General features: G+C 37.6%; 27 protein-coding genes and 1 pseudogene. 9 read left to right on the top strand and 19 right to left on the bottom strand.

Going from position 1 to position 25774, the window contains the following annotated elements:
* Positions 1 to 162: 162 nt before the first annotated feature.
* The gene (locus P3U61_RS02150; RefSeq protein WP_199613443.1) at positions 163 to 1044 is read left to right on the top strand and encodes a LysR family transcriptional regulator; all 882 of its coding nucleotides are present in this window, start codon (positions 163 to 165) and stop codon (positions 1042 to 1044) included.
* Positions 1045 to 1232: 188 nt separating this feature from the next.
* Here the strand turns inward: P3U61_RS02150 and P3U61_RS02145 are convergent, their stop codons facing one another.
* Complete coding sequence (locus P3U61_RS02145) at positions 1233 to 2117, bottom strand: peptidoglycan release complex CPBP-like subunit SdpC (protein ID WP_015729563.1); 885 nt, start codon at positions 2115 to 2117, stop codon at positions 1233 to 1235.
* A gap of 405 nt (positions 2118 to 2522) precedes the next feature.
* Here P3U61_RS02145 and hutG point away from each other — a divergent pair, with 405 nt between their 5' ends.
* Entirely contained in the window at positions 2523 to 3452 is a 930-nt protein-coding gene (gene hutG / locus P3U61_RS02140; RefSeq protein ID WP_020219782.1) for a formimidoylglutamase, read from the top strand.
* 109 nt (positions 3453 to 3561) lie between these two features.
* On the opposite strand, the gene rpiA is transcribed toward hutG, so the two are convergent.
* On the bottom strand, positions 3562 to 4257 hold the full coding sequence (rpiA, locus tag P3U61_RS02135) for a ribose 5-phosphate isomerase A (RefSeq protein ID WP_014613126.1): 696 nt from the start codon (positions 4255 to 4257) through the stop codon (positions 3562 to 3564).
* A 125-nt stretch (positions 4258 to 4382) separates the two neighbouring features.
* Here rpiA and P3U61_RS02130 point away from each other — a divergent pair, with 125 nt between their 5' ends.
* A complete protein-coding gene (locus tag P3U61_RS02130; protein ID WP_214540386.1) occupies positions 4383 to 5042 on the top strand; it encodes an MOSC domain-containing protein in 660 nt (219 codons plus the stop codon).
* 71 nt (positions 5043 to 5113) lie between these two features.
* On the opposite strand, the gene P3U61_RS02125 is transcribed toward P3U61_RS02130, so the two are convergent.
* The 5 genes from P3U61_RS02125 to P3U61_RS02105 all read right to left on the bottom strand — a co-directional run bounded on the left by P3U61_RS02125 (position 5114) and on the right by P3U61_RS02105 (position 9740).
* A complete protein-coding gene (locus tag P3U61_RS02125) occupies positions 5114 to 6139 on the bottom strand; it encodes an aldose epimerase family protein (protein ID WP_152129678.1) in 1026 nt (341 codons plus the stop codon).
* A 34-nt stretch (positions 6140 to 6173) separates the two neighbouring features.
* The gene (locus P3U61_RS02120; RefSeq protein WP_101458321.1) at positions 6174 to 6506 is read right to left on the bottom strand and encodes a YnfA family protein; all 333 of its coding nucleotides are present in this window, start codon (positions 6504 to 6506) and stop codon (positions 6174 to 6176) included.
* Positions 6507 to 6658: 152 nt separating this feature from the next.
* Entirely contained in the window at positions 6659 to 7903 is a 1245-nt protein-coding gene (locus tag P3U61_RS02115) for an ABC transporter permease (protein WP_014613122.1), read from the bottom strand.
* A 1-nt stretch (position 7904) separates the two neighbouring features.
* Complete coding sequence (locus tag P3U61_RS02110) at positions 7905 to 8795, bottom strand: ABC transporter ATP-binding protein (protein ID WP_104052342.1); 891 nt, start codon at positions 8793 to 8795, stop codon at positions 7905 to 7907.
* 258 nt (positions 8796 to 9053) lie between these two features.
* Positions 9054 to 9740, bottom strand: a complete 687-nt coding sequence (locus P3U61_RS02105) for a DUF805 domain-containing protein (protein ID WP_187470675.1) — start codon at positions 9738 to 9740, stop codon at positions 9054 to 9056.
* Positions 9741 to 9919: 179 nt separating this feature from the next.
* On the opposite strand from P3U61_RS02105, the gene P3U61_RS02100 reads away from it, so the two are divergent.
* Positions 9920 to 10528 (top strand): DNA-3-methyladenine glycosylase, encoded by a 609-nt coding sequence (locus tag P3U61_RS02100; protein WP_014613119.1) that lies wholly within the window; start codon positions 9920 to 9922, stop codon positions 10526 to 10528.
* 80 nt (positions 10529 to 10608) lie between these two features.
* Here P3U61_RS02100 and P3U61_RS02095 read toward each other — a convergent pair whose 3' ends face one another.
* The 5 genes from P3U61_RS02095 to P3U61_RS02075 form a co-directional block, all read right to left on the bottom strand.
* Entirely contained in the window at positions 10609 to 11943 is a 1335-nt protein-coding gene (locus P3U61_RS02095) for a Na+/H+ antiporter NhaC family protein (RefSeq protein ID WP_199569158.1), read from the bottom strand.
* Positions 11944 to 12114: 171 nt separating this feature from the next.
* Positions 12115 to 12930: a DUF4097 family beta strand repeat-containing protein gene (locus P3U61_RS02090; RefSeq protein WP_214550626.1), complete on the bottom strand. Its 816-nt coding sequence runs from the start codon at positions 12928 to 12930 to the stop codon at positions 12115 to 12117.
* Positions 12927 to 13484: an HAAS signaling domain-containing protein gene (locus tag P3U61_RS02085; RefSeq protein ID WP_020219789.1), complete on the bottom strand. Its 558-nt coding sequence runs from the start codon at positions 13482 to 13484 to the stop codon at positions 12927 to 12929. The genes P3U61_RS02090 and P3U61_RS02085 overlap by 4 nt, the downstream gene beginning before the upstream one ends.
* Positions 13481 to 13801, bottom strand: a complete 321-nt coding sequence (locus tag P3U61_RS02080; RefSeq protein ID WP_014613115.1) for a PadR family transcriptional regulator — start codon at positions 13799 to 13801, stop codon at positions 13481 to 13483. The genes P3U61_RS02085 and P3U61_RS02080 overlap by 4 nt, the downstream gene beginning before the upstream one ends.
* Before the next feature lie 191 nt (positions 13802 to 13992).
* Entirely contained in the window at positions 13993 to 14778 is a 786-nt protein-coding gene (locus P3U61_RS02075; protein ID WP_214550624.1) for a hypothetical protein, read from the bottom strand.
* Between the two features lie 134 nt (positions 14779 to 14912).
* Here P3U61_RS02075 and P3U61_RS02070 point away from each other — a divergent pair, with 134 nt between their 5' ends.
* Entirely contained in the window at positions 14913 to 15773 is an 861-nt protein-coding gene (locus P3U61_RS02070; protein ID WP_015729572.1) for an AraC family transcriptional regulator, read from the top strand.
* Between the two features lie 171 nt (positions 15774 to 15944).
* Positions 15945 to 17156: a sodium/glutamate symporter gene (gltS, locus tag P3U61_RS02065; RefSeq protein ID WP_063278985.1), complete on the top strand. Its 1212-nt coding sequence runs from the start codon at positions 15945 to 15947 to the stop codon at positions 17154 to 17156.
* A gap of 27 nt (positions 17157 to 17183) precedes the next feature.
* Here the strand turns inward: gltS and P3U61_RS02060 are convergent, their stop codons facing one another.
* Positions 17184 to 18389, bottom strand: a complete 1206-nt coding sequence (locus P3U61_RS02060; protein ID WP_063278986.1) for a GTP-binding protein — start codon at positions 18387 to 18389, stop codon at positions 17184 to 17186.
* Between the two features lie 173 nt (positions 18390 to 18562).
* A complete protein-coding gene (gene fni, locus P3U61_RS02055; protein ID WP_037542351.1) occupies positions 18563 to 19594 on the bottom strand; it encodes a type 2 isopentenyl-diphosphate Delta-isomerase in 1032 nt (343 codons plus the stop codon).
* A gap of 177 nt (positions 19595 to 19771) precedes the next feature.
* Between fni and P3U61_RS02050 the strand changes: the two genes are divergently transcribed.
* On the top strand, positions 19772 to 20248 hold the full coding sequence (locus P3U61_RS02050; RefSeq protein ID WP_096536320.1) for an acyl-CoA thioesterase: 477 nt from the start codon (positions 19772 to 19774) through the stop codon (positions 20246 to 20248).
* A gap of 58 nt (positions 20249 to 20306) precedes the next feature.
* Here P3U61_RS02050 and P3U61_RS02045 read toward each other — a convergent pair whose 3' ends face one another.
* Positions 20307 to 21293, bottom strand: a complete 987-nt coding sequence (locus tag P3U61_RS02045) for a PTS sugar transporter subunit IIC (protein WP_225550179.1) — start codon at positions 21291 to 21293, stop codon at positions 20307 to 20309.
* On the opposite strand from P3U61_RS02045, the pseudogene P3U61_RS02040 reads away from it, so the two are divergent.
* Positions 21256 to 21339 (top strand): annotated as a pseudogene (locus tag P3U61_RS02040) (hypothetical protein); the annotation flags it as partial. The gene P3U61_RS02045 and the pseudogene P3U61_RS02040 overlap by 38 nt on opposite strands.
* 576 nt (positions 21340 to 21915) lie before the next feature.
* On the opposite strand, the gene P3U61_RS02035 reads toward P3U61_RS02040, so the two are convergent.
* Together P3U61_RS02035 and P3U61_RS02030 are read right to left on the bottom strand one after the other, a co-directional pair.
* On the bottom strand, positions 21916 to 22818 hold the full coding sequence (locus tag P3U61_RS02035; RefSeq protein ID WP_014613102.1) for an alpha/beta hydrolase fold domain-containing protein: 903 nt from the start codon (positions 22816 to 22818) through the stop codon (positions 21916 to 21918).
* A gap of 122 nt (positions 22819 to 22940) precedes the next feature.
* Positions 22941 to 23276 (bottom strand): thioredoxin family protein, encoded by a 336-nt coding sequence (locus P3U61_RS02030; RefSeq protein ID WP_014613101.1) that lies wholly within the window; start codon positions 23274 to 23276, stop codon positions 22941 to 22943.
* Between the two features lie 160 nt (positions 23277 to 23436).
* Between P3U61_RS02030 and P3U61_RS02025 the strand changes: the two genes are divergently transcribed.
* Positions 23437 to 24069, top strand: coding sequence for a hypothetical protein (locus tag P3U61_RS02025; protein WP_014613100.1), 633 nt, complete (start codon positions 23437 to 23439; stop codon positions 24067 to 24069).
* A gap of 125 nt (positions 24070 to 24194) precedes the next feature.
* On the opposite strand, the gene tenA is transcribed toward P3U61_RS02025, so the two are convergent.
* A complete protein-coding gene (gene tenA / locus P3U61_RS02020; RefSeq protein WP_070407395.1) occupies positions 24195 to 24869 on the bottom strand; it encodes a thiaminase II in 675 nt (224 codons plus the stop codon).
* A gap of 93 nt (positions 24870 to 24962) precedes the next feature.
* Entirely contained in the window at positions 24963 to 25505 is a 543-nt protein-coding gene (locus tag P3U61_RS02015; protein WP_037544134.1) for a TetR/AcrR family transcriptional regulator, read from the bottom strand.
* Between the last annotated feature and the right edge of the window lie 269 nt (positions 25506 to 25774).

Below are 25774 nucleotides of genomic sequence, written 5' to 3'. Positions count from 1 at the left end.
CAAAATAACGACCTCTCCCCTTAGTCTTGCTTTATTTTTCATTATTCTGTCATTTGATTATGCGCTGTTACTGACTAACTCTATTGTAATATGCTAAGCTATTAATAACTAATATAAATAAACTAATCACTTATAGCTTCAAACTATAATAAGGAGGCCATAATGAAAGTAATCCAGTTAGAATACTTTATCGAAATCGTGCATCAAAATAGCTTCACAAAAGCTGCGCAAGCTTTACACATTAGCCAACCTTCATTGACCGCAACGATAAAAAAAATGGAACGTGATTTAGGGTATCAACTGTTAAAAAGAACAACGAAAGAAATTTCAATCACCGAAAAAGGCATTCAGTTTTATAACGAAGCAGTGGAACTTGTGAAACATTATCATCAGTCCATTGAAAAAATGTATGATTTAAAAATGAGTCAAACCCCTAAAATTAAAATGGCCATCATTGAATCCACTGCGCGTTGGGTATCGACGGTTATACAAACACATCAAAATGCTCATCCAGAGCAACATTATCAAATCACGGAAATATTAGATCCTAACCAATTGGCACAAAAATTGATTAACTTTGATGTTCACTTAGGCTTATCGAACGACCAAATTCGTCACGACGGAATCATCTCACTCCCGTTATATCAAGAAGATTATGTTGTGCTCACGCCACAGAATGCCTTTGGAAATCAAAAATCAGTGTCGATTAAAAACTTACCTCTCATCGTTCCTAACCGTGGCTATCAAGTTCGCAAGCATATCGATGACTATTTTACACGTTTAGATGAACGCCCCCATATCATCATGGAAGTGGACCGTTTTGAAACAGCGACCAATTTTGTACATCAAGGTATGGGCTATGCAGTTATCCCACAAATGTATTATCAGTCATATTCAACATTTCAACTGAATGCGATTAAAATTCGTCCTAACATTAAAAGAACGATTTATCTGAATTACTCAAAAAAACGCGAATACAATCAACACGTCTTTAATTTAGTCGATGCATGTTGTGAATATTGGAACATCGAAAGAAAAGTATAAAATAGTGGTAGCGGGAATTTAATTGAAATCAATCAGTGGAGAAGAACAAGGTGGCAGACGAAACGGACACATGAGAAGTCGAGTCAGTCTTGCAGGGACAGTACGACGAAATTTTTGTTGCATAGGAAATTTTTGGACAGCTCCCCAAATAAAAAACACCCCTATATTAAGAGGTGTTCTTCAAAAAGTTATTTTTCTTCTTTTGTTGATGCTACTTCAACTTCTTGCTCAGTTTCTACTTTTTCATCTTCTGTCGTCGTATCCATTAACATGGGTGTATCATCGTCTTCCCCTTTTTTGCGAGGAGAGAATAAACGCATGATTAAACCTAATACAACAACGACAATTGCGACACTAGCCGTTGAATAAGCCAATACTTTCATGGAGAAGACATCGCCAATTTCTTCGCTGAAAAAGAACACTTTTGCGAATGTCATACTTGCATGAAACAATGTTGCCACGTAAATCGAACGACCACCTGTACCACGCACTAATTCACCTGCGATCATCGAAAACGCAAAGACGTAAATGGCACTGTACATCGTGTAAGGCATACCGAAAGCCGTATTGACATCCCAAATTAAATACAACACACTCACTACAATATTTGAGAAAAAGTGCGGTAATTTGATTTCAACCATATTTAAAAGATAAGAACGAAATCCAAATTCAATGAAAAAAGCCATGAGTATATGACCAATTAAAATCGTCCAAATCGTTTCGGATAAATCTTTAGACTGTAATAAAATAAAGCTGTCGGCATACGTGTTAAAAACATACATGCCAATCATAAAAATAATGAGCGGTAACGTAAAAGCAATCAACAATCGCTCGATCACTTTTAAATTGATTGTAAGTTTTAAACCAGCGACTTGTTCTTTTTTATTTTTAAATATTAATATACATAATACTGCTGCGATAAATGGGCCCAATGAATTTAGAGAAAATACAAATGATTTGAATCCCGACGCTTTTTGAAAATCCTGTAATATGATAGGCGTTGCATAGGATAAGATAAAAAACACAAAAATCGTCAATGCCCACTGAAAGCCAGAGATACGCGTTCGATTCATAATTAATCCTCCATATTAAACAATCACTATTAATGTTCGTATGCATGAGGTAGTCCAGTTAAGGTTCTTATTGCTAATGTCTGTTGGACGAATATCAAGTCATAGAATCTAAGGTACATTATAACCATTTATGGAAAAGAAATAAATTAGTAGCTGTTAAATATCATTGAATTGTAATATAAGCGAGATGATTTGTTCAAAGTTTTCAAGAATAACAGTGACCGAATGGGACATAGAAATTTTAGATGCTATTGATATAGTATTTTGTTTAACTTGCCCTTTTCTATCATCCCTTTGATTTAAAGCGCTTACTTTTTTCTTGGAATTTATGTTTTAAAAATAGTAGCATGGAAGTGACACATGGGTTATCACTAATTGTTAGTGAATATGAAAGGGGTCCGATTTATGTATCAAAAACCAAATCAAAAGTTGTGGACAGGTCGTCTAGACAGTGAGACAGACCGCCAAGCATTCCGTCATTTTCAAACTGTCCAATTTGTCGACCTTGAACATGAAGCACCTCAAGATGGAGACATTGCGTTATTGGGATATGCAATCGATGAAGGTGTGCGCTTAAATAAAGGTCGTGTGGGCGCAAGTGAAGGCCCGGATGCGATTAAAAGTGCATTTGCAGGTTTGCCCGCTTCAACAGATTTAAACATAATCGAATATGGCAACTGGACACACTCGGCCGAAGATTTAATCACCTCTCAACAAGCGTACGGTCACTATGTTGCACAATTATTACGTCATCATCACCGCACATTTCTACTCGGAGGCGGACATGATATTGCGTACGCACAATATCTTGGTGTTCGTGAAGCTTATCCAGAACAATCGATCGGTGTGATTAACATCGATGCGCATTTTGACAATCGACAAGAAGGTTATTCTACATCTGGGACAAGTTTTCATCAAATGTTAACAGAAGATGAGCATTTAGACTATTTCGTGTTAGGCATTCAGCGTACAAGCAATACACAAGCCTTGTTCGATTACGCTGACAAAACAAATACGCAATATGTCCTTGCAGAAGAATTAATGGGTCAAATTTGTCCGCCAGTCAAAGATAAACTCGATCATTTCATCAACCAACACGACGTCATTTTATTTACAATTTGTATGGATGTCATTGATAGTGCTTATGCCCCAGGTGTCAGTGCGAATGCGGTTCTTGGACTCACACCTTACACTGTTTTAGAGCTTGGACGCCGTATTTTACAATCTGACAAAGTCACTTCAATCAGTATTGCAGAAACTAATCCAAAATATGATATCGATCAACGTACAGCAAAGTTGGCAGCACACTTTTTAGGACATTTCATCCACTGTTAATGAAAAGATGAAGTCATCGTTGTTGAATACTATGTGTTTTTGTAACGTTGATGATATATAGTAAAGGCTGGGATAACTTCACCTGAATCCCAGCCTCCTCCTATAATTTTTATTTAATATCTGACAGTTTAATGAGTTTCACGCCTTGTTCCGTTCCCACAATCGCTTCTTCTACTGTATCTAAAAAGTAACCTGTCTCCAATACACCAACGAGATGGATTAAAAACTCATGCACTTGATACGGATCAATTTCTCGATTTAAAGCACAATCTAAAATATAGTTACCGTTATCTGTAATAAACGGTGTATGTTCCATCATTCGACGTGTCACTTCAATTTCATATTTTTTTTCAATTAACTGTGCCACTTGTTTCCAATTAAAGCGGTCTACTTCAACTGGCAATTTAAAAGTTTGACCTAAATAATCAACCAGTTTCGATTGGTCAGCAATGACGATAAATCGGTCAGCGAAAGTATCCACGACTTTTTCACGGAACAATGCACCACCGCCACCTTTAATCAAGTTCAGTTTTGGATCGATTTCGTCAGCACCGTCTATCGCGATATCGATATGTTGTACGTCATTAATATGTGCAATTGGAATGTTCAATGATTTTGCTTGATTTTCTGTGCGTTCTGATGTACACACGCCAATCAATTGGTACCCCTTTTCATGAATCAATCCCGCAATTTTAGGCACAAGTAACTCTACTGTACTGCCTGTGCCAATCCCAACCGTCATGCCGTCTTCAATACGACTAACAGCTTCATCTAGCGTCATTAATTTAAGCTGCTTATTACTCATGAGCCCACTCCTTCATTGTGACTTATTATATTAACATTATTGTACAACATTTACGCCGAAAAACCATGACGAACGCAACAAATTAGGCTAAAATTAAAGTAAGACTAGGATTGAGGGTGATTTCAATGAATTATGCAATTTATGCGATATCGACTGGCAAAATCGAATCATTGCAATACGAAGACAGACGTCCTATGAAAAGTGCTTTGAATAAAAAGCCCATCCAGGAAAAAATGTGGCTTTCTCGGACAGGATTTTTAGAAGATGAACAAGAGTACAAAGATCATGGCGGTCCCGACAAAGCGGTTTGTTTATACAGTAAATCGAACTATGCCATGTGGCAAGACGTGATTCAACCCTTACCTGATTCAGCGCTATTTGGCGAGAACATTACTGTGTACGCTATTGATGAAACAGAACTCTTTTTCGGTGATCAATATCGTTTAGGTGAAGCGATTATCGAAGTGTCAGAAATTCGCGAGCCATGCTGGAAACTTCAAAGCAAATATGGCTATTCTCAACTCGTTAAAGACATGTCAAAATCAGGAAAAACTGGCTGTTATTTCCGTGTGATTAAAGAAGGCTTCGTTTCTCCAAACAGTAATTTATCGTTAGTCCAACATGCACCTGAACCTACGCGTTTATCTGTGCAAGAGTTAAATGACATTTACTACAATGATAGAAAAAACAAAGAACGTATTGCTTATGCACTCAACAACCCTTACCTCACAGAAAAACGAAAAATCGTATTAGAAAAAATGCTCGCACAAGCCACAATGAAATAAATGAAAGATGTATGAAAAAAGCTGGGTCACAATGAAGTTGCCCAGCTTTTTCATGCTTATTCATAAAAAGTCTATGCGTTTTTTGGCTTTAATTCCACATGATAACTTGTTTTAGAGTAAAAAGGTGTATGCGCTTTTAACACTGAATGTGCTGATGTACCGAAAAGATTAATATCGTTCGGTATGCTTTGTGTTTCTACCGTAATCCCTGAATGTGGTTTAAAAATATTCATACGGCTTTTCCAATCTTCAGAATCATTTAACGTGTACATCACAATTTGTGGTGCATCTGTCTCAACATGTAACACTAAGTCACGGTTTGAAATCGTCATCTTGCCATCCTTCACTTCAAATGGATGATCGAGACCACCACGCGTTGTGACTTGTTGTTGAATATGGACATCTCCGGTATTGAATAATGTCGCAAGTTCAATTTCATGACTGCCCATTATTGCTGCTAAATCAACCGGCTCTAACACTGGCATACCCGACGCGTCCAAAGGAAACATCTGTAGTTTTTCACTTGCAATGACGTGATTATCCACAACTTTGTTGTCACGATTCAAATTAAAGTAAACGTGGTTCATCGGGTTGAACAATGTATCCGCATCAGACTCCGCAAAATATTCAACTGTCCACGTTTTCGAAGCATCATACGTAAACACGACTTTAATGTCTATATTTCCCGGGTAATGATCTTCATCCTGCTTCACTGTAGTCGTAAAATAAACTTGCGCGCTTTCTTCAGTTTCGCTTTCAATGATTTCATAATCAAATAAGCGGTTAGATAATCCTTGTAGTCCGCCATGTAAATGATTGTCACCATCATTTTGTTCTAATTGATATGTTTGTCCATTTAATTCAAATTGACCTTTCGCAATACGTCCCCCAAAACGTCCAACCGTTGCACCGAAATAAAATGGATTGTGAGGATAAAATTCATCCGCTTCCACTTCATTCCCCAGTACAATGTTATTATCTCCAATTTTCCAACTGACAATGCGCGCACCATAATTCATGAAAACAATTTTACTTTCCTTATTTTCAATCTTAATGAGTTCAATTCCGTTAGATTGTTGTTCAATGTTAATATTCATTGCGATTCTTTACTCCTTTACGCTCTCCCAAGGTTTACCCTCTTGCCGGCAACACCATGATTAAAACCCCTATGATACAAACCGCGCCGCCGATGATATCAAATTTATCTGGTGGCTCTTTATCAATCCAATACGCCCATAATAGACTCATGACAATAAAAACGCCACCATAAGCTGCATACACACGTCCAAAAGTAGGAAATGTTTGGAAAGTCGCAACGATACCGTATAAAATCAATACGATTCCCCCTATCCATCCAAGCCAAAATGGACGATCCGCACGTAGCCATAGCCATATGAGATACCCACCGCCAATTTCACACAACCCCGCTATGATAAAAATTGCTGTGGAATATAAAAAGTTCACTTCTTCACCTCATATTACTTTTACTCTATTGTATCAGTTTCCGAATAACAAGTGGGTAATTATTTCTTAATGTGTCACGCAACCCCTATTTCTAACCATTAAAAAAGACTACCGACACAAGTTGCATCGATAGTCCTTCATCACTTCAAATTTTACTGTTCACGTTGAAACGCACGCTTTAATACATTTTTCCAACCTTTTTCAAACGATAATACTGCATTTTTATATGATTTAGCTGCAAGGAAAAGTAATACACCGATAAGTACAATATGGATAATAACTGCGATAATCGCTTCAAACGTTGGTGTCGTCGTTAACGCTAATCTTGAGAAAGTCACGAATGGCGAAAAGAATGGCACATAACTCATAATGTGAATAAAAACGTTGTCAGGATTGAATGAGCCAAAATAACCTGCATAGAACGCTGCCAAGATTAAGAACGTCATTGGCATTAACGATTGTGCTAAATCTTCAATACGGGCAGTTAAATTACCGAGTATCGCTGCTAAAATAACAAAACTCAAAATGCCCAAAATTAAGAAAATAACACCGAAAACAATCAATCTTGTTAAGTGTGATGTGAGCGTTAAATTCACTGAACCGAACATCGATTGCAAATCAAAAATAATGTAATTTGCTACAAATGTTAGGGCTAAAATAACGATTTGTGTAAATGCAAGTGCTAATACGCCTGCAATTTTTGCCATAATATGTGTTGTCGGTTTCACACTAGTAATAATCATTTCTGACACACGTGACGTTTTTTCCGTAGCCACTTCTGTAGCGATTTGCTGTGCATAGTTAAAGACGATAAAGAACATTAAAAATGTGCCTAACATCGCAATAATTTTTGCGAAATCTTGTTCATCCTCAGACGCACTACTATTTTCTTGTCCTGCTTTTTGAATGATTGTATTGTCGATTTGACTTTGACTTTGTAACCTTTGCAAGTCATCTCCTTGTAAACCGAGATCTTGTGCTATTTTTTGCGTTTGAAGTTGCGTCAATATAGCTTGTAATGTCCCTTTATCACTGTCAGAAGGTGACGATGTACTTAAAATCGTCCCTGTTAATGCATGTTGTTTATCTTCATGAATCACATACGCTTGATCAATTTTTTCTTGTTTGATTTGCTTTTTAGCCTCATCTTCTGACAGTTTTTCATAATGGACATCTTTATTAATGGTCGCCATTTGTTCTTTAACTTGTTGATACAATGTGTTGTCTTGTGTGACAATCGCGACATTTTCACTGCCACCATCGAATTGCTTTATAATTTTATCGAAATTCGCCGCGCCTGTGATGATCAACATCATAATGAGAGTTGAGACAATAAACGACCTTGCTTTTAACTTTTTAAAATACGTCAATTTAAACGTAGCAGCAAACTTACGCATCTCAATCCCCCACTTTCTCGATAAAGATTTCGTTCATCGTCGGTTCCATCAATTGAAATCTCTTCGCGTAACCTTTTTGTTGTACGACTTCAAAAATAGCTTCTGCCACCGTTTCATCCGTTACCGTGAAGGAGTTTTCAGTTTTAACCACTTTATGATGTAATACACCTGGTAATGACGCAACTTCTGATAAATCATACGGTGCATCCACAACGACACGTTTATAGCCGACACTTGCTTTGACAGATGGAATGTCACCTTGAACGACCATCTCACCATGTTTTAAAATGCACAACGCATCACACAGCTCTTCAATATGCTCCATACGATGTGAACTAAAAATGATTGTTGTCCCTTGCGCATTCAAATCTTTTACCGCTTGCTTCAACAACTCAACGTTCACTGGATCGAGTCCACTAAAGGGTTCGTCTAAAATCAACAATTCAGGTTCATGCAACATACTCGCTAACAATTGTACTTTTTGCTGATTCCCTTTTGAAAGTGCTTCAATTTTTTTATGACGATTTTCAGTAATTTTAAAGCGTTCCAACCAATAATCAATCGCTTTACGAATCGCGGGTTTATCCATGCCTTTTAATGTCGCTAAATACGTCAACTCTTCAGTCACTGTTAATTTCGGATGTAAGCCACGTTCTTCTGGTAAATAGCCGATATGATTGTACATGGTATGATTAATCACCCGACCGTTATATGTAATACGTCCTTCAGTTGGCTCAGACAATCCTAAAATCATACGGAAAGTTGTTGTTTTACCTGCCCCATTGCGTCCTAGAAATCCTAACATTTTCCCTTTTTCAAGTTCAAAAGAAATCTGATTCACTGCGGTAAATTGACCAAATTTCTTCGTGACTTGCTCGATTTTCAATGACATTGCTACACACTCCTTCTTTACTTGGCTTACATTGAATATAACTTATTCTTTACAATATGACAAGTATATTTGTCAAAATGACGCATTTAAATTACAAAGTATCGATGTGACAAATGACGCAATAGAGATGTGACATGAAAAATTCGATGTCTCAACCTTTTTTCTTTTATCAGCATACCTTCAATCATCATGACCTTTAACAATATAATAAAAGACTTTTACAGCACCATCACTGCAAAAGTCTTTATACTCAGTTCGTTAATAAAGATATGGGTCATCTTTCTTTTCTGTTTCTTCAATATCACGCGGTTCACCTTGTCGCGTCATTGTGTCATTGCGATGACCTTGTTGATACGCCATGCTGCCAAGATTTCTATCATCACCTACATATTGACGACCATATTTCGGTGAAGGACCATATTGATTGTCTTGTTCTTTACTATCCAATAAACAAACAATAAACGTCACTAAGCTTAAAATGATACTGATCGCCATCAACGTGTATGCAATCCAGTTTGGAAGAAATGCAAATTCACTAATAATACTCACATCAGTTCCTGTGGATGTGTTTTGGTACAACGTCTCTTTTTGCGTGAAAGCACTAGCGATATTATAAATAATACCAACAATAAACGATAAAATTGGAATCAACATCGAAAATCCGACGTCATGAAACCGTCTCACTGTTAATGCGAGATTCGGAATAATTGTTGCGAGTCCATATAGGCCAATAGCGAGAAACAAAATGACTGCAACAATCCAACCTAAAACCGGAATAAACATTAAAGCCACACCTAAAAATAACGCTGGTATCGTAATGATGAGATGCCATAACATGACCCACCAATACTCACTCCGACGACTTCTCCCTTTAAAATTCACATAGTTTGTCCAATATAATTTAAATGCTTCAACAAATCCTACTTTAGGTGTCTCCAAATTCATTGACCTCCTTAAATAAGTTGTAGTTCTCTTCTAGTCTACCATACTCTACTTTTATTGCTATAGTATATTAATCATTTTTTATCATTTTATCCGCCAAGTTAAATCGTATGATCCGTTTGGAATGTTATAGCGATTTCCGGTAAAATAGCATCATATAATTAAATAAAATGGAGGCAACTATGGATTTTATTCACCCACCGACAATTCAAACCGCTCAAAACTTACTTGGGGTTCAATTGATTTATGAAGCACCAGAAATCACCTACAGTGGCTATATTGTTGAAACAGAAGCCTATTTAGGTTTTAAAGATCAAGCTGCACATGGCTATCAGGGACGTCGCACACCAAAAGTCGAATCACTTTATCAACAGGGCGGGACCATTTATGCACATGTCATGCACCGTCACTTGCTCATCAATTTTGTTACACAAGAACAAGGTATTCCAGAAGGCGTACTTATCCGTGCTATTCAACCTGAAGCAGGCATTGAAATGATGCAACGTAATCGCGGTCGACAAGGCTACGCGTTAACGAATGGCCCAGGAAAGTTAACTGCTGCAATGCAAATTCCTCGTTCTATTGATGGCAGTCAATTGAATACGGGGCGTTTAAAGATTGATACGAAAAATAGAAAGTTTCCGCGAGAAATCGAAATTGGACCACGTATCGGCATTCCGAATAAAGGCGATTGGACAGCCGCCCATTTACGTTATAGTGTTAAAGGGAACCCGTATGTATCACATCGACGAAAAAGTGAGATGTCGCCTATTGAAGAGACGTGGCGGTAAAATTTAAAGAAGAGGCTAAGACACAAAATGTCCTAACCTCTTACTATGCGCATCATTACAACGACACGACACCGTTATGCTTATTCATCAACAGCATTGTTCTTTTGTTTTCTAAACATACCAATATGAATTGAAATGACCGCACATAAAATTAAAATGAGTGGATAATACGCAAACTTCAATACTTCAAAATAAGAAACATGGCCGAACTGTTCAGCCATTAACATCCCGCTGTCATGTGGCAACACCATCAATGCACTCGCAGCAAAAATGTCTAACAAGCTGGCCATTCTTTTCGGCGCAATTTTATACATTTGACCGAGTTCTTTAGCGATAGGTGCTGAAATAATAATTGCGACCACATTATGCACTAAAGCTGCAGACAATAGTCCCGATAAAAAGCTCATCGCATATTCAGCACTTTTCGGCCCATTTGCACGCTTTTTCATTGTTTCTACAATCCAGTCAATACCGCCATAGTATCGAATTAAAGCGACTAAACCTGAAATTAAGAAAGCGATAAGAAAAATGGAGAACGTGCCTTCCATTCCTTCCCCAATTTTAGAAGTCCACTCAAAGACCCCTATATTTCCTCGTGCGACACCAATAATGCCTGTTAAAACCGTCCCCGAAATGAGCACGAGCATGACATTCATTCCAGCAATAGCCGCAATGAGGACGAATAAATATGGAATCACATCAATAAAATTAAAACTTAAATCACCTTTAATATGCCCTGTGCCACCAACAATAGCATAAATAATAAAAGTGATGATCGCTGCTGGCAGTGCGATAAGAAAATTCGCTTTAAACTTATCTTTCATCTTCGCACCTACACCTGTTGTTGCTGCAATTGTCGTATCAGAAATAATAGATAAGTTATCTCCGAAGTAAGCCCCTGCAATGACCGCCGCAGCCGCCGCAGCTACATTTAAGTCTGCCGCTTGAGCAACAGCAACCCCAATCGGAATAAAAGCGGCTTGTGTACCCGTTGATGTCCCTATTGATGTTGCGACGAAAGCACTCATCACAAAAATACCAGGGATCAACAAACTTGGCGGAATAATAGATAAGCCCAAGTTGACCATCGCCTCTTGACCACCCATTGCTGACGCCGCGCTAGCAAAACCACCTGCTAATAGTAAAATCAGGCCAAGTTCTGCAATACCCGAAGAACCTGCATTTTCCGTAAATATTTTAACTTTTTGCGTGATGGGCGTTTTACGATCGTAGCACGTCCATGCAATGACAATTGCAATAAAAATCGCCACATGTCGCGGTAATAGTTGAAATGCATCTTTTGTGCCGAGCATTGTAAACACAAGCCCCACACCAATGTACAATACTAAAAAGATGACTAATGGTAATAACGCGAGAGCACCATATTGTTTTTGACTTCTTAATTCATTAGACATGTCTTTCTCCTCAATATCTTATTATCATGATAAGGATTATACACTTTTATCTCACTTTGACAAGTCTCGCGTATTATTTTTTTATGAATAGATACGTTTTTTATGCATAGTCATCTGCTTTTTACTTTTATAAATCATCATATCGTTTCATCTTTTCCAATGTATGAACAGCTATTCATATGCTGAAAATGTCGCATCACCATAATTTGTAACTTTAATATCGACTTGATGCTCACCACGACCGACTTGATTATTGTTCAGTCCTTCAACACCATCTAAGTCGACCGCTCCTTCATCCCCATCGATATGAAAGGCTGTATTCGAAAGTTGACCCTTATAATTGACATCCACAATACCATTATTAATCTCCCAAGACATCGGAATATCTAGTGAGACATCCTCTAAAGTAACATCACTAGCATCTACTTTAGCAGTCATTTTTTTAAAGTCAGTATGTTCCGTATATAAAGCACTGTCTTTCATAGCCGTAGCGAGTTGTTGAATATGACTGTCATCCATATACAAATCTGCTCTTGTTAAGTTCAAAGTTAAATGCGCTAGTTCAAACGCATCTACAGTCATAGTTGTATCTGTCCCATTTAACGCCACTTGATCCATTTGTGAACTAGGCAACGTAATGATGAGTTGCTTTCTATCTAAAGGACGAAGCGGATTGAGTTGAATCGAGATGGGTTGACGTCTCTCACTAGAAATGGAGACGTTCATTTGAGTCCCGTTTTTCTTAACTTTAAAGTGATCTTCATTTGAGATGTCACCTTTAATTTTCAATGTATCACCTTTGACAAATGTTACATCTCTACCTTTTATTTCTAGCGCTAACTTTTTTATGCCATCCGTCTTATAAGTTTTTTGTGTTATCTCATGATCTCGTTGGTCATGAAAAAATGTGTAATAAACCGTGCCAGCAAGTCCAACTACAAACATCACACATCCGATTAAAAACACAATGAACAATGCACGTTTCATGCACTTACACCTCTTTTCACCAGTTTAACGTTCCATTTCAAATATTTTACAAATCCGATATAGCTCCATTTGAGGATAAAAAATAATAACACAATCAAGATGAGTCCCAATCCGAACCAACCCATCACCGCAAACACATCTTCAATGAGGATGACTTCTGATAAAACGTAATATTTAAACACTAAGGCGAATGGTGTCAGGAGAAATGCAATGCTCGTCAGGACGATACTGAAAAGGATACCGAGGGCAATCATCAATGGACCTGTAATTAATATAAAATTCAGTACACTGAGTCCTATCACAGTGACAAGGGCTTGTGTGATATTCGATGTTTTTTGACTCTCTTCAGCCTGGTTCACCGCACTTTCTGCATTGATAGCACGTGCCATCTCTTTCGGTGCACCTAACATCCCAATAATTTCTTGTTCAGATTTACCATCACGTAAGCCTTCAATAAAATGATTTTCATATTCAGCCACAATGTCACGTTTTTCTGATTCTGGCATGCCCTTTAAGTATTGATAAAGGCTATTCAAGTATTCTGATTTCGTCATTCGCATTCACTCTCCTCGATAAAAATTTTCACGATACTGACAAATTCATGCCATTCTGATTTCAATTGTTGTAACCGCTGATTCCCTACACGTGTGAGTTCATAATATTTACGCGCAGGTCCTTCCATTGATGGTTCGTAATAGGTCGTCAAACAACTTTCTTTAACAAGTCGACGTAATAACGGATAAACCGTACCTTCAGCAATCATCATATGCTTAGAAATATTTTGTACGAGTGAGTAGCCATACTGTGGCTCCTTTTTAATAATCAACAGTACAATCATTTCTAATGCACCTTTTTTGAATTGGATGTTCATTGTTGCACCTCCATAAATACATTAATCAGTACTAACCAATGTATAATACTCAAATATAAAATACCAAACACTATTATACATTGCAAGGTACTGTGTAAAATTCATTTGAACGGCTATAGGTCTCTGCTCAAAACCAATAAAAAATGCGTACCAGGGGCTTTCATCACCTAGATACGCTTTCAAATGGTATTTTAAACTGTTTTGACATTGACCGGCTCATGTTCGCCATTCGCTCCAATATAATGTGCAATCGTTTCATCTTCTGTCTCTAAAAACAACGTAAAATGTTTCCCTTGTTGCTCTACTAAATGTACCGGAATCACTAAATGGTAACTGCTATCAATGTCCATTACCCCTTTAGCAAATGTGTCGTGTTCTTCGTTTTGCAATAAATAGCTGATTAATGGGGCCCCCTCGATATCTTGAATTTGAATACGCACACTCATATCACCACGCGCATTTTGGCTCACATCGACAGAATAATCCACAATTCGATCGTTCGCCCTTTCGAGTACGTACATATCGTTAAACAGATTTTGTTGTGGGGACATCATCGTTTCTGTTGGCACCAGTTCAATGACATTCATTTCACCATGAACGGCATGTGTTATATCAAACTCGATATGCCCTTCATTGCCCTCTACCGTTCCAACATCACTTTGATTCAAATAAATCATAAAAGATTGCTGTACCCCTTCAATATTTAAATGATAATCTTTACTGTCATCAAAATCTTCAATAATAAAAGAACGTACATAGTGCAAGTCCGACATTTCATTTTTATCCGTAAATGAATGTATGATGCCAGTTTCAGTTTCATAGTGCCATTGTTGATTTAAAGGTATTACCGCATGACTTAAAAATTTGATATATGGTATCGCAAATACATGACGACTCATGTACGGAATATAACGCGTTCTTTTCGTTAATTGATATTGATTAATTCGCATCTCTATCTTTTTCAAATGCTGGTTCATCTCATCACCCCAGTGTTAAAATATATATTTTTTTGTGCTTTTAATTTAACACTTTAGACTTAAAGAGAATATATACCAATCGTCACTGTATATGTTAAAATGTTTCCATATTTAAAGTTAAATGGGTGGGATAAATGCAATTACTCTGGAAGATGTTTAAAAAGAATCAATTTGAAGCCAATATTGATGAATGTGGCATTGAAATCGGAACACCACATGGGGGTTATCAATATGAGGTGACCAAACCAGCAGTGCTCCATATTGTCATGTCTGGAACGGGTACGCTCACATACAATCAAAAGAAGTATACATTGAAACCGGGTGATCTCTTCTTACTTTGTCGTGGCATGAACGTCCACTATGAATCCACTTTGGACGAGCCGTGGACATATTATTGGGTAGGTTTTAGCGGAAAACTCGTTTTTGATTATTTAAATCGTACATCTTTATATGAAACACGCGTCATTCAAAATCAACCAACGAACACCATTCGCCAAATCATATATCGGATGTGTCAGCGTTCTATTGAATACGCCACAGAAAACTCTGATGATATTCAACATATGCGCGATTTATACGAACTCCTGTATGAACTGCATCAACATTTTCCCAAACCGTTTCATGTCGTTAAAAATGAAAGATATTCTAACGTTAGAGAAGCGATTCGTTATATTAATGACAATTATATGCATGCGATTTCGATTAATGATGTCGCCAAGCACGTCAATGTGAGCCGTAGTTACCTATATAAAATGTTTAAAAAGCACATCGATCAATCCCCGCAACATTATTTAATTCATATTCGGATGTATCACGCATCACAATTATTCAAGGAAACAGATTTGCAAAGTCAAGAAATTGCAGATCGTGTAGGATATAAAGATCCATTACTATTTTCGAGAGCATTTAAAAAACATTTTGGTGTCACGGCGACCCAATATCGGGAAGAACAGCAGTTAAGAATTGAAAGTACATTGGACAATCAAAAACGGTGATACAACCCAATGATCAACTACTCACTATTTAAAGGTATATATCTACTCACTTCGAACAATCATACTCGATTTGATTTTTATATAGATTTTTGCCTTTAAAAAAAGTATAATAGTTTAGTATGGGATTGAAAGCCCTTTCTATTTTACTAACTCAAAGGGGGGAGTGTAACAATGTTAGAGCTTAACAGTATTACAACATTGTTTCTTGCCTGTCTATTATTAATTGTGGGGCAAGCTATTGTGAATAAAGTAGAAATATTTAATCGACTCAGCATTCCATCTCCCGTCATAGGTGGACTCATCTTTGCGATTATCTCTGCAATATTAACTTCTACCGGGGTATTACACATCAAAATCGATGGCAAATTTTTCCAAGACTTTTTTATGTTAGCCTTTTTCACAACAATTGGATTAGGGGCGTCATTTAAATTATTAAAACTCGGTGGCAAAGTGTTAATTGTCTACTGGGTTCTCTGTGGTGTATTAGCGACCTTCCAAAACGTCATTGGTGTGTCCATGGCAAAAGTGTTGAACATTGATCCGCTATTAGGTTTAACAGCGGGTGCGATGTCAATGGAAGGTGGACACGGGAATGCAGCAGCGTATGGTCAAACGATTCAAAATTATGGTATTGACTCAGCTGTGACAGCCGCACTTGCAGCGGCAACGTTAGGTCTTGTAGCGGGCGGCCTATTAGGTGGACCAGTCGTACGTTACTTAATTAAAAAACATGACTTAACACCTAGTAATACAGAAACGATTCAAAAAGACTATTCAAATGTAGAATTAAACCGTCGTCTTCATAAAAACTTTACTGTGAATGAAGTATTCTTTATTCAAGCAACAGTCATATTATTCTGTATGGGACTTGGGACATATTTAGGTCAATTATTCAGTGACTGGTCAGGAATCAATATTCCATTATATGTTGCTTCAATGTTTATTGCAGTAATTATTCGTAACATTTCGGAATTTGCAAATCTAAACTTAATCGACTTAAAACTCACAAATCAAATTGGCGACATTTCATTAAGTATTTTCTTATCAATTGCGTTAATGAGTATTAAGTTAACAGAAGTATACAACTTAGCATTACCACTGATTGTTATCGTTATATGCCAAATTATTTTCGTCGCACTATTCTCTATTTTCATCGTCTTCCGCTTGCTCGGTAAAAACTATGATGCAGCCGTGATGATTGGTGGTTTCATCGGACACGGGCTTGGCGCGACACCGAATGCAATGGCCAATTTAGATGCCATTACGAAAAAGTTTGGTAATTCACCACGTGCCTATTTGGTCGTTCCAATTGTTGGCGCATTTTTAGTTGATTTACTCGGAGTACCGATTATTACGACATTTATTAACATCTTTAAACCATAAAAAAAAGAGGTGCGTACACCTCTTTTTTTATGCTTCTTGGCGTTGAATTTCCCAACCATATGGCTCAGAAAATTGTGACCAATCCGCATCAATTTCTTGACTGTTCAATAAGCACGCATCTAATTGTGCAGTGATTGCCGCTTCATCTAAATCAATTCCAATCATAACAAGTTGTGTATGACGGTCACCATATTCAGGATCCCAATCTGCACGCACATCCGGTCTTTCTTGTAAAATCGCCGCACGTTCAGCTTTTGGCATACTTGCTACCCAAAATGTCACAGGATGAATATCAACGGCTGTTCCTGCTTGAGAAACGAGACATGCGACATTGTTGTATTGTGCTAACCAAGCAATTCCTTTCGCACGTACAATGGATTCAGACATATTTTCAAGAAAAGCGTTAAAGCGTTCTGCGTGAAATGGTAAACGTCTGCGATAAACAAATGACGAAATACCATATTCTTCAGTTTCAGGTGTATGTGTCGCATGTCCACCCGCCTCAAGTTCTTGCAACCAACCTGCTGATTGACTCGCCGCTTCAAAATTAAAGCGCCCTGTTTCTAATACTTCATCAATGTTCACTTGTGCATTGACCGCTCGGATTAATTTTGCAGTCGGTTGTAATTTACGCAACATCGCTTCTAAACGATTCGCCTCTTCTTCACTGACTAAGTCGATTTTATTCAAGATGAGCACATCACAAAATTCAATTTGATCGATGAGTAAATCTGCAATCGTACGTTCGTCATCTTCACCCACCGCTTGATCTCGATCTAATAACATGTCTCCAGATTGATAGTCTTTAATAAATCGGTTTGCATCGACAACGGTTACCATCGTGTCGAGACGACAAATTTCCGTTAAATCAATCCCTAGCGCTTCGTCCACGTAAGAAAATGTTTGCGCTACAGGAACCGGTTCAGAAATCCCTGTCGATTCAATAACGATTTGATCAATGCCGCCACGCTTGACGATACGTTCGACCTCTTTTAATAAATCATCGCGCAATGTACAACAAATACAACCATTAGAAAGTTCCACGAGTTTTTCATCTGTACGTGAAAGGCCCCCTCCTTCAGCGACAAGATCTTTATCAATATTTACCTCACTCATATCGTTCACAATGACAGCAATTCTTCTTCCCTCGCGATTGTTTAAAATATGATTCAGCAAAGTCGTCTTACCCGATCCTAAATACCCACTTAATACCGTTACTGGGATTTTTCCCATATATAGCCCTCCTCAATTCATTACAAATCGTAATAATTACGTTTTACAGTATATAATAAATACTTCCATCAACGCAATGAAAATTTGAAATGATTTTTGGGCTGACCCGTTAACTGCATTAAAAAAGGAACGAATGACGGCGTGATGACACCCTCATGCATTCCTCAGTTCGACTACAATTGACGCTGTTGTATCCAGTTTTTTAAATGCGGATCAAACACAATCGCCGCTTGACGCAATTCTGTGATATTTTTGGCATTCAATAAAGTCATAATATAAGCCATTTGTGTTTTAAAATCTTCTACATATTCAATCGTCGCTTCCACGCCCTCTTCATGAAGCATCTTTAAAATCGGTCGCGACATACCCACTGCTTCTGCACCTAAACGTAATGCTTTAATCGCATCAAGTGGGTGGCGTATCCCTCCACTTGCAAGTACATGGACGCGACTGCTCAAATTTCGGGCTTCTAATAATGAAACGACTGTCGATTGCCCCCAGTCTTTTAAATAACCCATATCTTTAAATTGGCGACGTTCATTTTCTATTGAGATAAAGTTCGTTCCACCATGACCACTAATGTCAACATAAGAGACGCCTACATCGATAAGTTGTTGTATCGTGTCATAGCTCATCCCAAAGCCCACTTCTTTCACAATGACCGGTACCTCGACGCCTTTAATAATTTCACTGATTCGCGTTAACCAATGTTTGAATTGTCGATTCCCCTCTGGCATGACTAACTCTTGTGGTGCGTTAACATGAATTTGTAACGCATTGGCATGAATCATCTCAATCGCCGCTTGTGCTTCTTCCAACGTCACGTCCGCACTCACATTCGCCCAAATTTGACCCTCTGGATATTGTTCACGAGCCACTGCATAAGAATGCCGTACAGCTGGATTTTTCAACGCGGCATGCATACTTCCTACAGCCATTGGAATTTGTGTAGCTTTAGCGACTTGAGCCAATTGTTCATTCGTTTTTACCGTCCATTCAGAACCACCCGTCATCGCATTAATATAGAGGACGTGTGACATATGGAGTGCTTTAAAGTTAGGCAACAGTGTCACCTCATCTACATTCATTTCCGGTATTGCATGATGAACAAATTGAATGCGATCAAAATCGGATTGTAGCGTATCACTTTGCGCGAGTGCTAATCGTACATGTTCATTTTTTCTTTGTTCTCTTTTATTCGTCATTACCTTAAAAACCCCTCATTATTGGTTGATTAATTTGACTATATCATATTCAGTGCCGACATAAAGTATTTTCTTGAAATCAACATATTAAAAAAGAAATATGGGGATCTCACACTGTTTTATCTCTTTAACATTTTGCGGTATACTGATGAACAAATAAAACAAAGAGGTGTCCCTATGTTCAATTACCCTTTTTATGATACATATCGCGTTGAAAATGATTGGATTGATCGCAATGGTCATATGAATGATACTGTTTATGCAAGACTTTTTAGTTTAGCCATCGATCATTTTCATGATGCCATTGGGTTAACAACAGCAGAACGCGACCGTCGAAACTACACGGTTTTCACTTTAGAAACTCATATTACGTACCTTAAAGAACTAAAGCATGATACACCCTTTCACATTAAAGTTCACATTTATGATTATGATGTCAAACGCACACACTTCTTTTTAGAGCTGATTCATCAAGAAACAGAAACTGTCATGGCCACTGCAGAAACGATGATGATGGGTATGGATCGAAAAACAGAGCGCCCAGCAGTGTTTCCTGACGATATTTTCCACGCAATTCAACACTATGCTAACTCACAAGGAACGATGCAGTGGCCAAAACAATTGGGACACCGAATCGGCATTCCTCGCGCATAAATTCAAAAAACACTACAAGTCCTCGTCACAGCTTGTAGTGTTTTGTTATGTTATTCAATTATGCGTCTGTTGCACCACGTTTAATCATGTCTGCTTTAGTGACAATTGGATATTTTTTAAAGACAATAGAGCCGATATAGCCCCAAATAAGTCCAATAATCCCCATGATGACACCATACACGACCACAGTCACCCAAGAATTAAAACCAAACATGACGATAAAGCCGGCAATCGGAGTCGCTGTCCCTGTCGCATCGTTAATCAAACCGGAAAGTGCAATGACAAGACCTGCCGTCGCACCACCAAAAAAGTTCGTAATATAAATTGGAATCGGATTGGCCGAAACGATATCTGCTTGTGACAACGGTTCAATACTCACTGAAATCGTCGCTTTACGGTCACCTAATTTTAAACGGTGGAACAGTGTGCCGTTCATAAATGCAGAACTAAATGCGGCCATCGCACCAATAGCCATTGGCACACCTGTTAAACCTAGCAGTGCGGTCAACGCCATCGAACTTAGTGGCGCTGTACCAACGACAGTAATGATGCCACCTAAAATAATCCCCATAATGACCGGGCTTGTATCTGTAGAACTTTGAATAATGTCACCAATTCTAACGAGTGTATTGTTGACAACAGGTGTTAATAGCATCGCGATCGCTCTTGATAATGGTGCAACGATTAATACAGCAACAATAAGATCCACACCGTCTGGCACGTATTTCTCAGTATATTTCATTAAATAACCGATAAGATAACCCGCAAAAAATCCTGGTAATAAATCCATCCCCCCACAAGCCGCCGCAATCACTAAGGCGTAAACGGGCGAAACACCAATGGCTAAAGCCGTCAGACCCGCTGCAGCAACACCACCTAAGTCACCCGCTGCAGCACCCACTTGTTCTAAAAAGTCATTGTGGAACACGCGACCACCAACGTATTTATTAAAAGCTTCAACTAAAAATGTCGCAATGGCTGCATTCGCAAGTGCCCCCATCGCACGCATACCATTAGGTGCTTTATATGTAAATAATGTGAAAATGACGAGTACTAAAACTAAAAATGCTGTACCGATAAGTAAGTCCATAATGCCCCCCTCTTGTTATTCGAAAAAGGCCCCTTGTTCATCATTTCAATTTTTGAATAACTGTAAAATTTTTATAGTTTATTTATTCATGTATTTCATTTTACTAAAGTTTTTTGTTTTTTGCACGTCGGTTTGATTTTGAACTTTCTAAAAATGAATCTTAATAGTCAATTTACTGACCGTCATTTCAATTCTTATAAACATTACCACCCATTTTCCACCTTAAATTAAGCGAAATATACACATTACTTTAAGGTCAACAAGAGAAATAATACAGTAAAATGTTATAAAAATAATGCCATCATTCCTTTAGCATAGTTTAAAAACAAATAAAAAGGCATACCCAATCAATCATTTGTCGGTATCCTTTTTCATACGTAGTCATTTTCCTATTCACATCAGCGTCATGATAAACAAAACTTAATCACAGACTAATGATGCTTATTGGTTTGATCAATGAGTAATAACATATCGTTAGATTGCAAAAAACCGTGCAAAACTCCTGAAGCATCAGCCCTTAAGAAAGCACAACACGATTCATGCAATCTGTATAGCCATACTGATTTATTTGAAACCTTCACGCATCAATCGTTTTTCGAATCTGCTTCAACACTTTCCTTGACTCAACAATCGGGTACAACGGAAAGGCTGTCACCATATCGCGATACTCATAAAAATGAATCGGCTGTTGTTCCGCTTCAAAATAATCTGCTAACTTTCTCATATCAGGATAAAACACTTCACATGTGCCCCCAAACATGTAAACAGGTGGTAATCCTCTCACAGGTCCATACATCGGTGAAATACGCGGGTTTTTACGTTCCAAATCATCGGCCCACACTTTAGCAATCGATTGTAAACTGAAAATATTGTGGATCGGATCTTTTTTCTGCACTTGTTCAGTGATCTCCGGATTGGATAGCGAAATATCTAACCAAGGCGAAATAAGATAGAGCTTTCCAGGCAGTGGCAATTCTTCTTGTTCCATTAATTTTTGCGCAAAACTAAGCGCCATATTTCCACCTGAAGCATCACCCATAATGACGATATTTTCAGGTTCTGTTTCTTTTAATAACCGACGATAAGCTTGCTCAATCGCCTCATGCGTTTCACGATATGTAAATTCAGGCGCCTTAGGATAAATCGGCAACACAATTTCGTGTAACGTTTCATACGCCAACTTATCCATAAACCGCCAATGAAAAACAGAGGGTTGAAAGACGAAAGTGCCTCCATAAATATATAAGATTTTATTTTTAATATGGTGACCAAAATTAAAGCGAAACACCTGCATCTCATCAAACATATCTTTGACTAAATTTGATTTCACATTAATTTGATCTGGCTGTTTATGCTTGGATTGATTTAACACACGTCTCTTTTCTAAAAACACATCCACTTCTGCTTGGGTTTTAAATTTGAGATGACGTTGTTGCGACAAGTATCTCCCCACTAAATTACTCATGACATTTCGTTTCAATTGTATCCCTCACTTTTTCTCAACAATCGTAGTGTATCACTTGAAAACTTTGCTTATATATTTATTTTATATGTTATCCCTCAGAGCGCAATAACTGTTTTCACAAAATCATCTTCATATTATCATAAATTTGAGCCTTTGACGCCTTCATAAATGGTATTCAGTTGTGATTCGATTCGTTCTAAATCAATAAAGCGACCTTCACGATGCATTTCTTTACCTTCAAGGAATATGATATCGACAGGGACAGTAAAAATTGACAGCGCTCCTGCAATTTCAGGGACGTCATCTGCACTGACATTGCCTAACGCAACACCTTCATAACGTGCAACTAGCTCTTGAATCCGTGGTAAAACGGCATGACATACAGAACAATTGTCTCTCGAAACGTGAACGACCGCGATTTGATGGTTGGCAACAAACGCTTCATACGCATCCAATGTTTTTAATACTTCCATCTTGCAACCTCCTTTTCCATTTCCCATTATGAACTTATCTCAGTTCTATCATATTTTATAAAAAAGCACTATGAATATGATTCTAGGTGTACTATAATGCATAATTGTATTAGCGAAAGATTTTAACAAAGCTTGTTCAATGATATAGGAGGCGTTACATATGAAAGAGACCACACGACAACACCCCCAGTTTCAACAACAGTTTGAAAACCAACCTATCCACCGTAGTACATATTATGGTAAAAAGCGACGTTCATGGGTGAGCTTTATTTTAACACTGATAGCTATGGTACTCGTTGCGATTGCTGCATATAGTATGTATAGCGAAACTTTATTTAAAATGAGCTTTCTTGATGAAAATGTCACATTCGATAAACTTAAAGTGATTGCCGATCAACTGACAGCACAATCATTTATCGATACATCAAATATTGAACAAACCCTCAATTATGTAATTATGGGTCTCAATTTTTTCTTCATTTTAGTACTGGTTAATATTATTTTTGCGATTTTGACACTCATCTTTAACCGCACCATTTTGAAAGTCATCAATTGGTTCATCTCTATATGGATTTTACTCATTCCAATTGCTTTCTTATTTTATATTAATCGTGCTGCTGAAGAAATCACACAAAAACTTGCACCTTACATCGGCAACGTAGATCCTGCTACTGTTTTTTCACCATCGAATGCACTTCATAATGCGATTATTTTTACCGCTATTGCCATGGTTCTTTATTTTATCAGTCTATTTTTCAGAAACAGACGTCCAAAAATCCGTAAACAGCTTTAAATGACTCAAATTAAAGAAGTCACTATAGAGACAACCACATTCTCCATAGCGACTTCTTTTTGATTGTCTTTCAATGATTAAATACTACCATCCCAAAAGCACATCAATCTTCATCACTTCTTCATTTATCCTTTGATTGGCCAAGTCTCCAAGTACTCTGCCATATCCCAAAACATATATTCATAATAGCTCGTATGAACGACAATCTCTTCTAATGCGTCCAATGCCTCTTCCGACATTCCTTCAGCGACACGATCCATCATCTCAATGACATCTTCTTTAAACGCCGTAAACTCGGGTGAACTGTACATTTTTATCCATTCACCATAAAAAGGATGTTCTGCAGCGCCTTCTATTTGATTTAACGCCTCTCCAATATAGTGATAACTCCATGTACACGTGAGCACTGCGGCAATCACATTTTCTACACCACCACGTTGGGCTAAATTCAACATATAACTTGTATAAGCCAATGTCGTACTCGCTGGTTGCGTTGATTCTAATTCTTGTTCACTAATGTCAAATTGCGCGGCGTATTGACGATGGAGTTGCATTTCTGTATTCAATGTCCCAGAGACTAAATTGCCAAAAGTGGTCATCATTTCTAAATCCGTCGCTTTTGTTGCACCTATCGCAAATAATCGCGCATAATCTATCAAATAAATATAGTCTTGCTTCATCCAATGTTTAAACTTTTCCTTATCTAACGTCCCGTCACCTATCCCTTTGACAAACGGATGCTCTAGGTAGCTGTCCCATATCGGTTGAACACGTTGCCATAATCGTTCAGTAAATTTCATCATGAACACGCCTTTCAAATTAGAGTTTCCTTCCTTATCATCATAAAGGTGTGTACAGACGATATGCAATCATCTACATCATACACACGCGTTTTATTTTTGGTGAAAATTCATCAAATTGCGATAAATTTCATCACGATAGTACGCATCTAATTGTAGATCATAATCACTACACCACTGATTAATCGAACAGATTGTGGAAGCATAAACATAACTAAACACTTCTATTGGGAAAGGGAATTGAGTAGGTAATTCTGCTTCATAGCGCTGGAGTTCCTTTTGAAAATAATCGTAGAAACTTGCGGTCACCACTTGATAAAACTTCGCATCGCCTTTTTGCGTATGTAAAATTTTTAATATTTGTTGATTAATCGTCTTATCGATACTACTGAATGGTTCTCTTAAACGCATGTCTAATGCCAAGGCGAAATAAGGTTTCAACGCCATTCGACTCACATAATAGAGTAATTCGTATTTGTCTTTAAAATGTTTATAAAAAGTCGTTCTATGGACGTTCGCTCTCTGGCATATTTGGTTAATGGTAATTTTGGTGAGCCAATAATCTTCTAATAAGGTTAAAAATACTTCTGATAATTTCAAATTCGTTTTCTGTACACGTATATCTCTTTCATTCATAAACTCATGCGCACCTTTCTTTTCTTCTATGGTGATGCTTATCAATGAGGTGTAAATTCGAAACATTCATCACTCATATCATTGGAGATGCCCCCTCCAACAACACAAAATTTTTCTTACAATATTATTTTACACCGTTTTTTATTAAATTATTAATAATTGTACTTCAACTTTCGACACAACTCAATAGAAACTAAAATTTATTCAAATAACTTTTACGAAACAAATAACATGATTGTTCCAATTAATTTATAAGTTACTTTAACTCA

The sequence above is a fragment of the Staphylococcus pseudintermedius genome (genome assembly GCF_034042775.1).
Taxonomy (GTDB): domain Bacteria; phylum Bacillota; class Bacilli; order Staphylococcales; family Staphylococcaceae; genus Staphylococcus; species Staphylococcus pseudintermedius.
The sequence above is the reverse complement of the archived record's forward strand: the minus strand, read 5'-3'. Positions and strand labels throughout refer to the sequence as shown.

What these genes read in the sequence shown, in the direction of transcription:
- P3U61_RS02095 (WP_199569158.1), bottom strand. Translation starts at nt 11,943, where the DNA reads ATGTCTAATGAATTAAGAAGTCAAAAACAATATGGTGCTCTCGCGTTA.
- P3U61_RS02070 (WP_015729572.1), top strand. Translation starts at nt 14,913, where the DNA reads ATGCAATTACTCTGGAAGATGTTTAAAAAGAATCAATTTGAAGCCAAT.
- P3U61_RS02145 (WP_015729563.1), bottom strand. Translation starts at nt 2,117, where the DNA reads ATGAATCGAACGCGTATCTCTGGCTTTCAGTGGGCATTGACGATTTTT.
- P3U61_RS02150 (WP_199613443.1), top strand. Translation starts at nt 163, where the DNA reads ATGAAAGTAATCCAGTTAGAATACTTTATCGAAATCGTGCATCAAAAT.
- tenA (WP_070407395.1), bottom strand. Translation starts at nt 24,869, where the DNA reads ATGAAATTTACTGAACGATTATGGCAACGTGTTCAACCGATATGGGAC.
- P3U61_RS02025 (WP_014613100.1), top strand. Translation starts at nt 23,437, where the DNA reads ATGAAAGAGACCACACGACAACACCCCCAGTTTCAACAACAGTTTGAA.
- gltS (WP_063278985.1), top strand. Translation starts at nt 15,945, where the DNA reads ATGTTAGAGCTTAACAGTATTACAACATTGTTTCTTGCCTGTCTATTA.
- P3U61_RS02125 (WP_152129678.1), bottom strand. Translation starts at nt 6,139, where the DNA reads ATGAATATTAACATTGAACAACAATCTAACGGAATTGAACTCATTAAG.
- P3U61_RS02015 (WP_037544134.1), bottom strand. Translation starts at nt 25,505, where the DNA reads ATGAATGAAAGAGATATACGTGTACAGAAAACGAATTTGAAATTATCA.
- P3U61_RS02105 (WP_187470675.1), bottom strand. Translation starts at nt 9,740, where the DNA reads ATGAATTTGGAGACACCTAAAGTAGGATTTGTTGAAGCATTTAAATTA.
- rpiA (WP_014613126.1), bottom strand. Translation starts at nt 4,257, where the DNA reads ATGAGTAATAAGCAGCTTAAATTAATGACGCTAGATGAAGCTGTTAGT.
- P3U61_RS02110 (WP_104052342.1), bottom strand. Translation starts at nt 8,795, where the DNA reads ATGTCATTGAAAATCGAGCAAGTCACGAAGAAATTTGGTCAATTTACC.
- P3U61_RS02060 (WP_063278986.1), bottom strand. Translation starts at nt 18,389, where the DNA reads ATGGGAAAAATCCCAGTAACGGTATTAAGTGGGTATTTAGGATCGGGT.
- P3U61_RS02130 (WP_214540386.1), top strand. Translation starts at nt 4,383, where the DNA reads ATGAATTATGCAATTTATGCGATATCGACTGGCAAAATCGAATCATTG.
- P3U61_RS02030 (WP_014613101.1), bottom strand. Translation starts at nt 23,276, where the DNA reads ATGGAAGTATTAAAAACATTGGATGCGTATGAAGCGTTTGTTGCCAAC.
- hutG (WP_020219782.1), top strand. Translation starts at nt 2,523, where the DNA reads ATGTATCAAAAACCAAATCAAAAGTTGTGGACAGGTCGTCTAGACAGT.
- P3U61_RS02085 (WP_020219789.1), bottom strand. Translation starts at nt 13,484, where the DNA reads ATGACGAAATCAGAATACTTGAATAGCCTTTATCAATACTTAAAGGGC.
- P3U61_RS02115 (WP_014613122.1), bottom strand. Translation starts at nt 7,903, where the DNA reads ATGCGTAAGTTTGCTGCTACGTTTAAATTGACGTATTTTAAAAAGTTA.
- fni (WP_037542351.1), bottom strand. Translation starts at nt 19,594, where the DNA reads ATGACGAATAAAAGAGAACAAAGAAAAAATGAACATGTACGATTAGCA.
- P3U61_RS02090 (WP_214550626.1), bottom strand. Translation starts at nt 12,930, where the DNA reads ATGAAACGTGCATTGTTCATTGTGTTTTTAATCGGATGTGTGATGTTT.
- P3U61_RS02075 (WP_214550624.1), bottom strand. Translation starts at nt 14,778, where the DNA reads ATGAACCAGCATTTGAAAAAGATAGAGATGCGAATTAATCAATATCAA.
- P3U61_RS02100 (WP_014613119.1), top strand. Translation starts at nt 9,920, where the DNA reads ATGGATTTTATTCACCCACCGACAATTCAAACCGCTCAAAACTTACTT.
- P3U61_RS02050 (WP_096536320.1), top strand. Translation starts at nt 19,772, where the DNA reads ATGTTCAATTACCCTTTTTATGATACATATCGCGTTGAAAATGATTGG.
- P3U61_RS02080 (WP_014613115.1), bottom strand. Translation starts at nt 13,801, where the DNA reads ATGAACATCCAATTCAAAAAAGGTGCATTAGAAATGATTGTACTGTTG.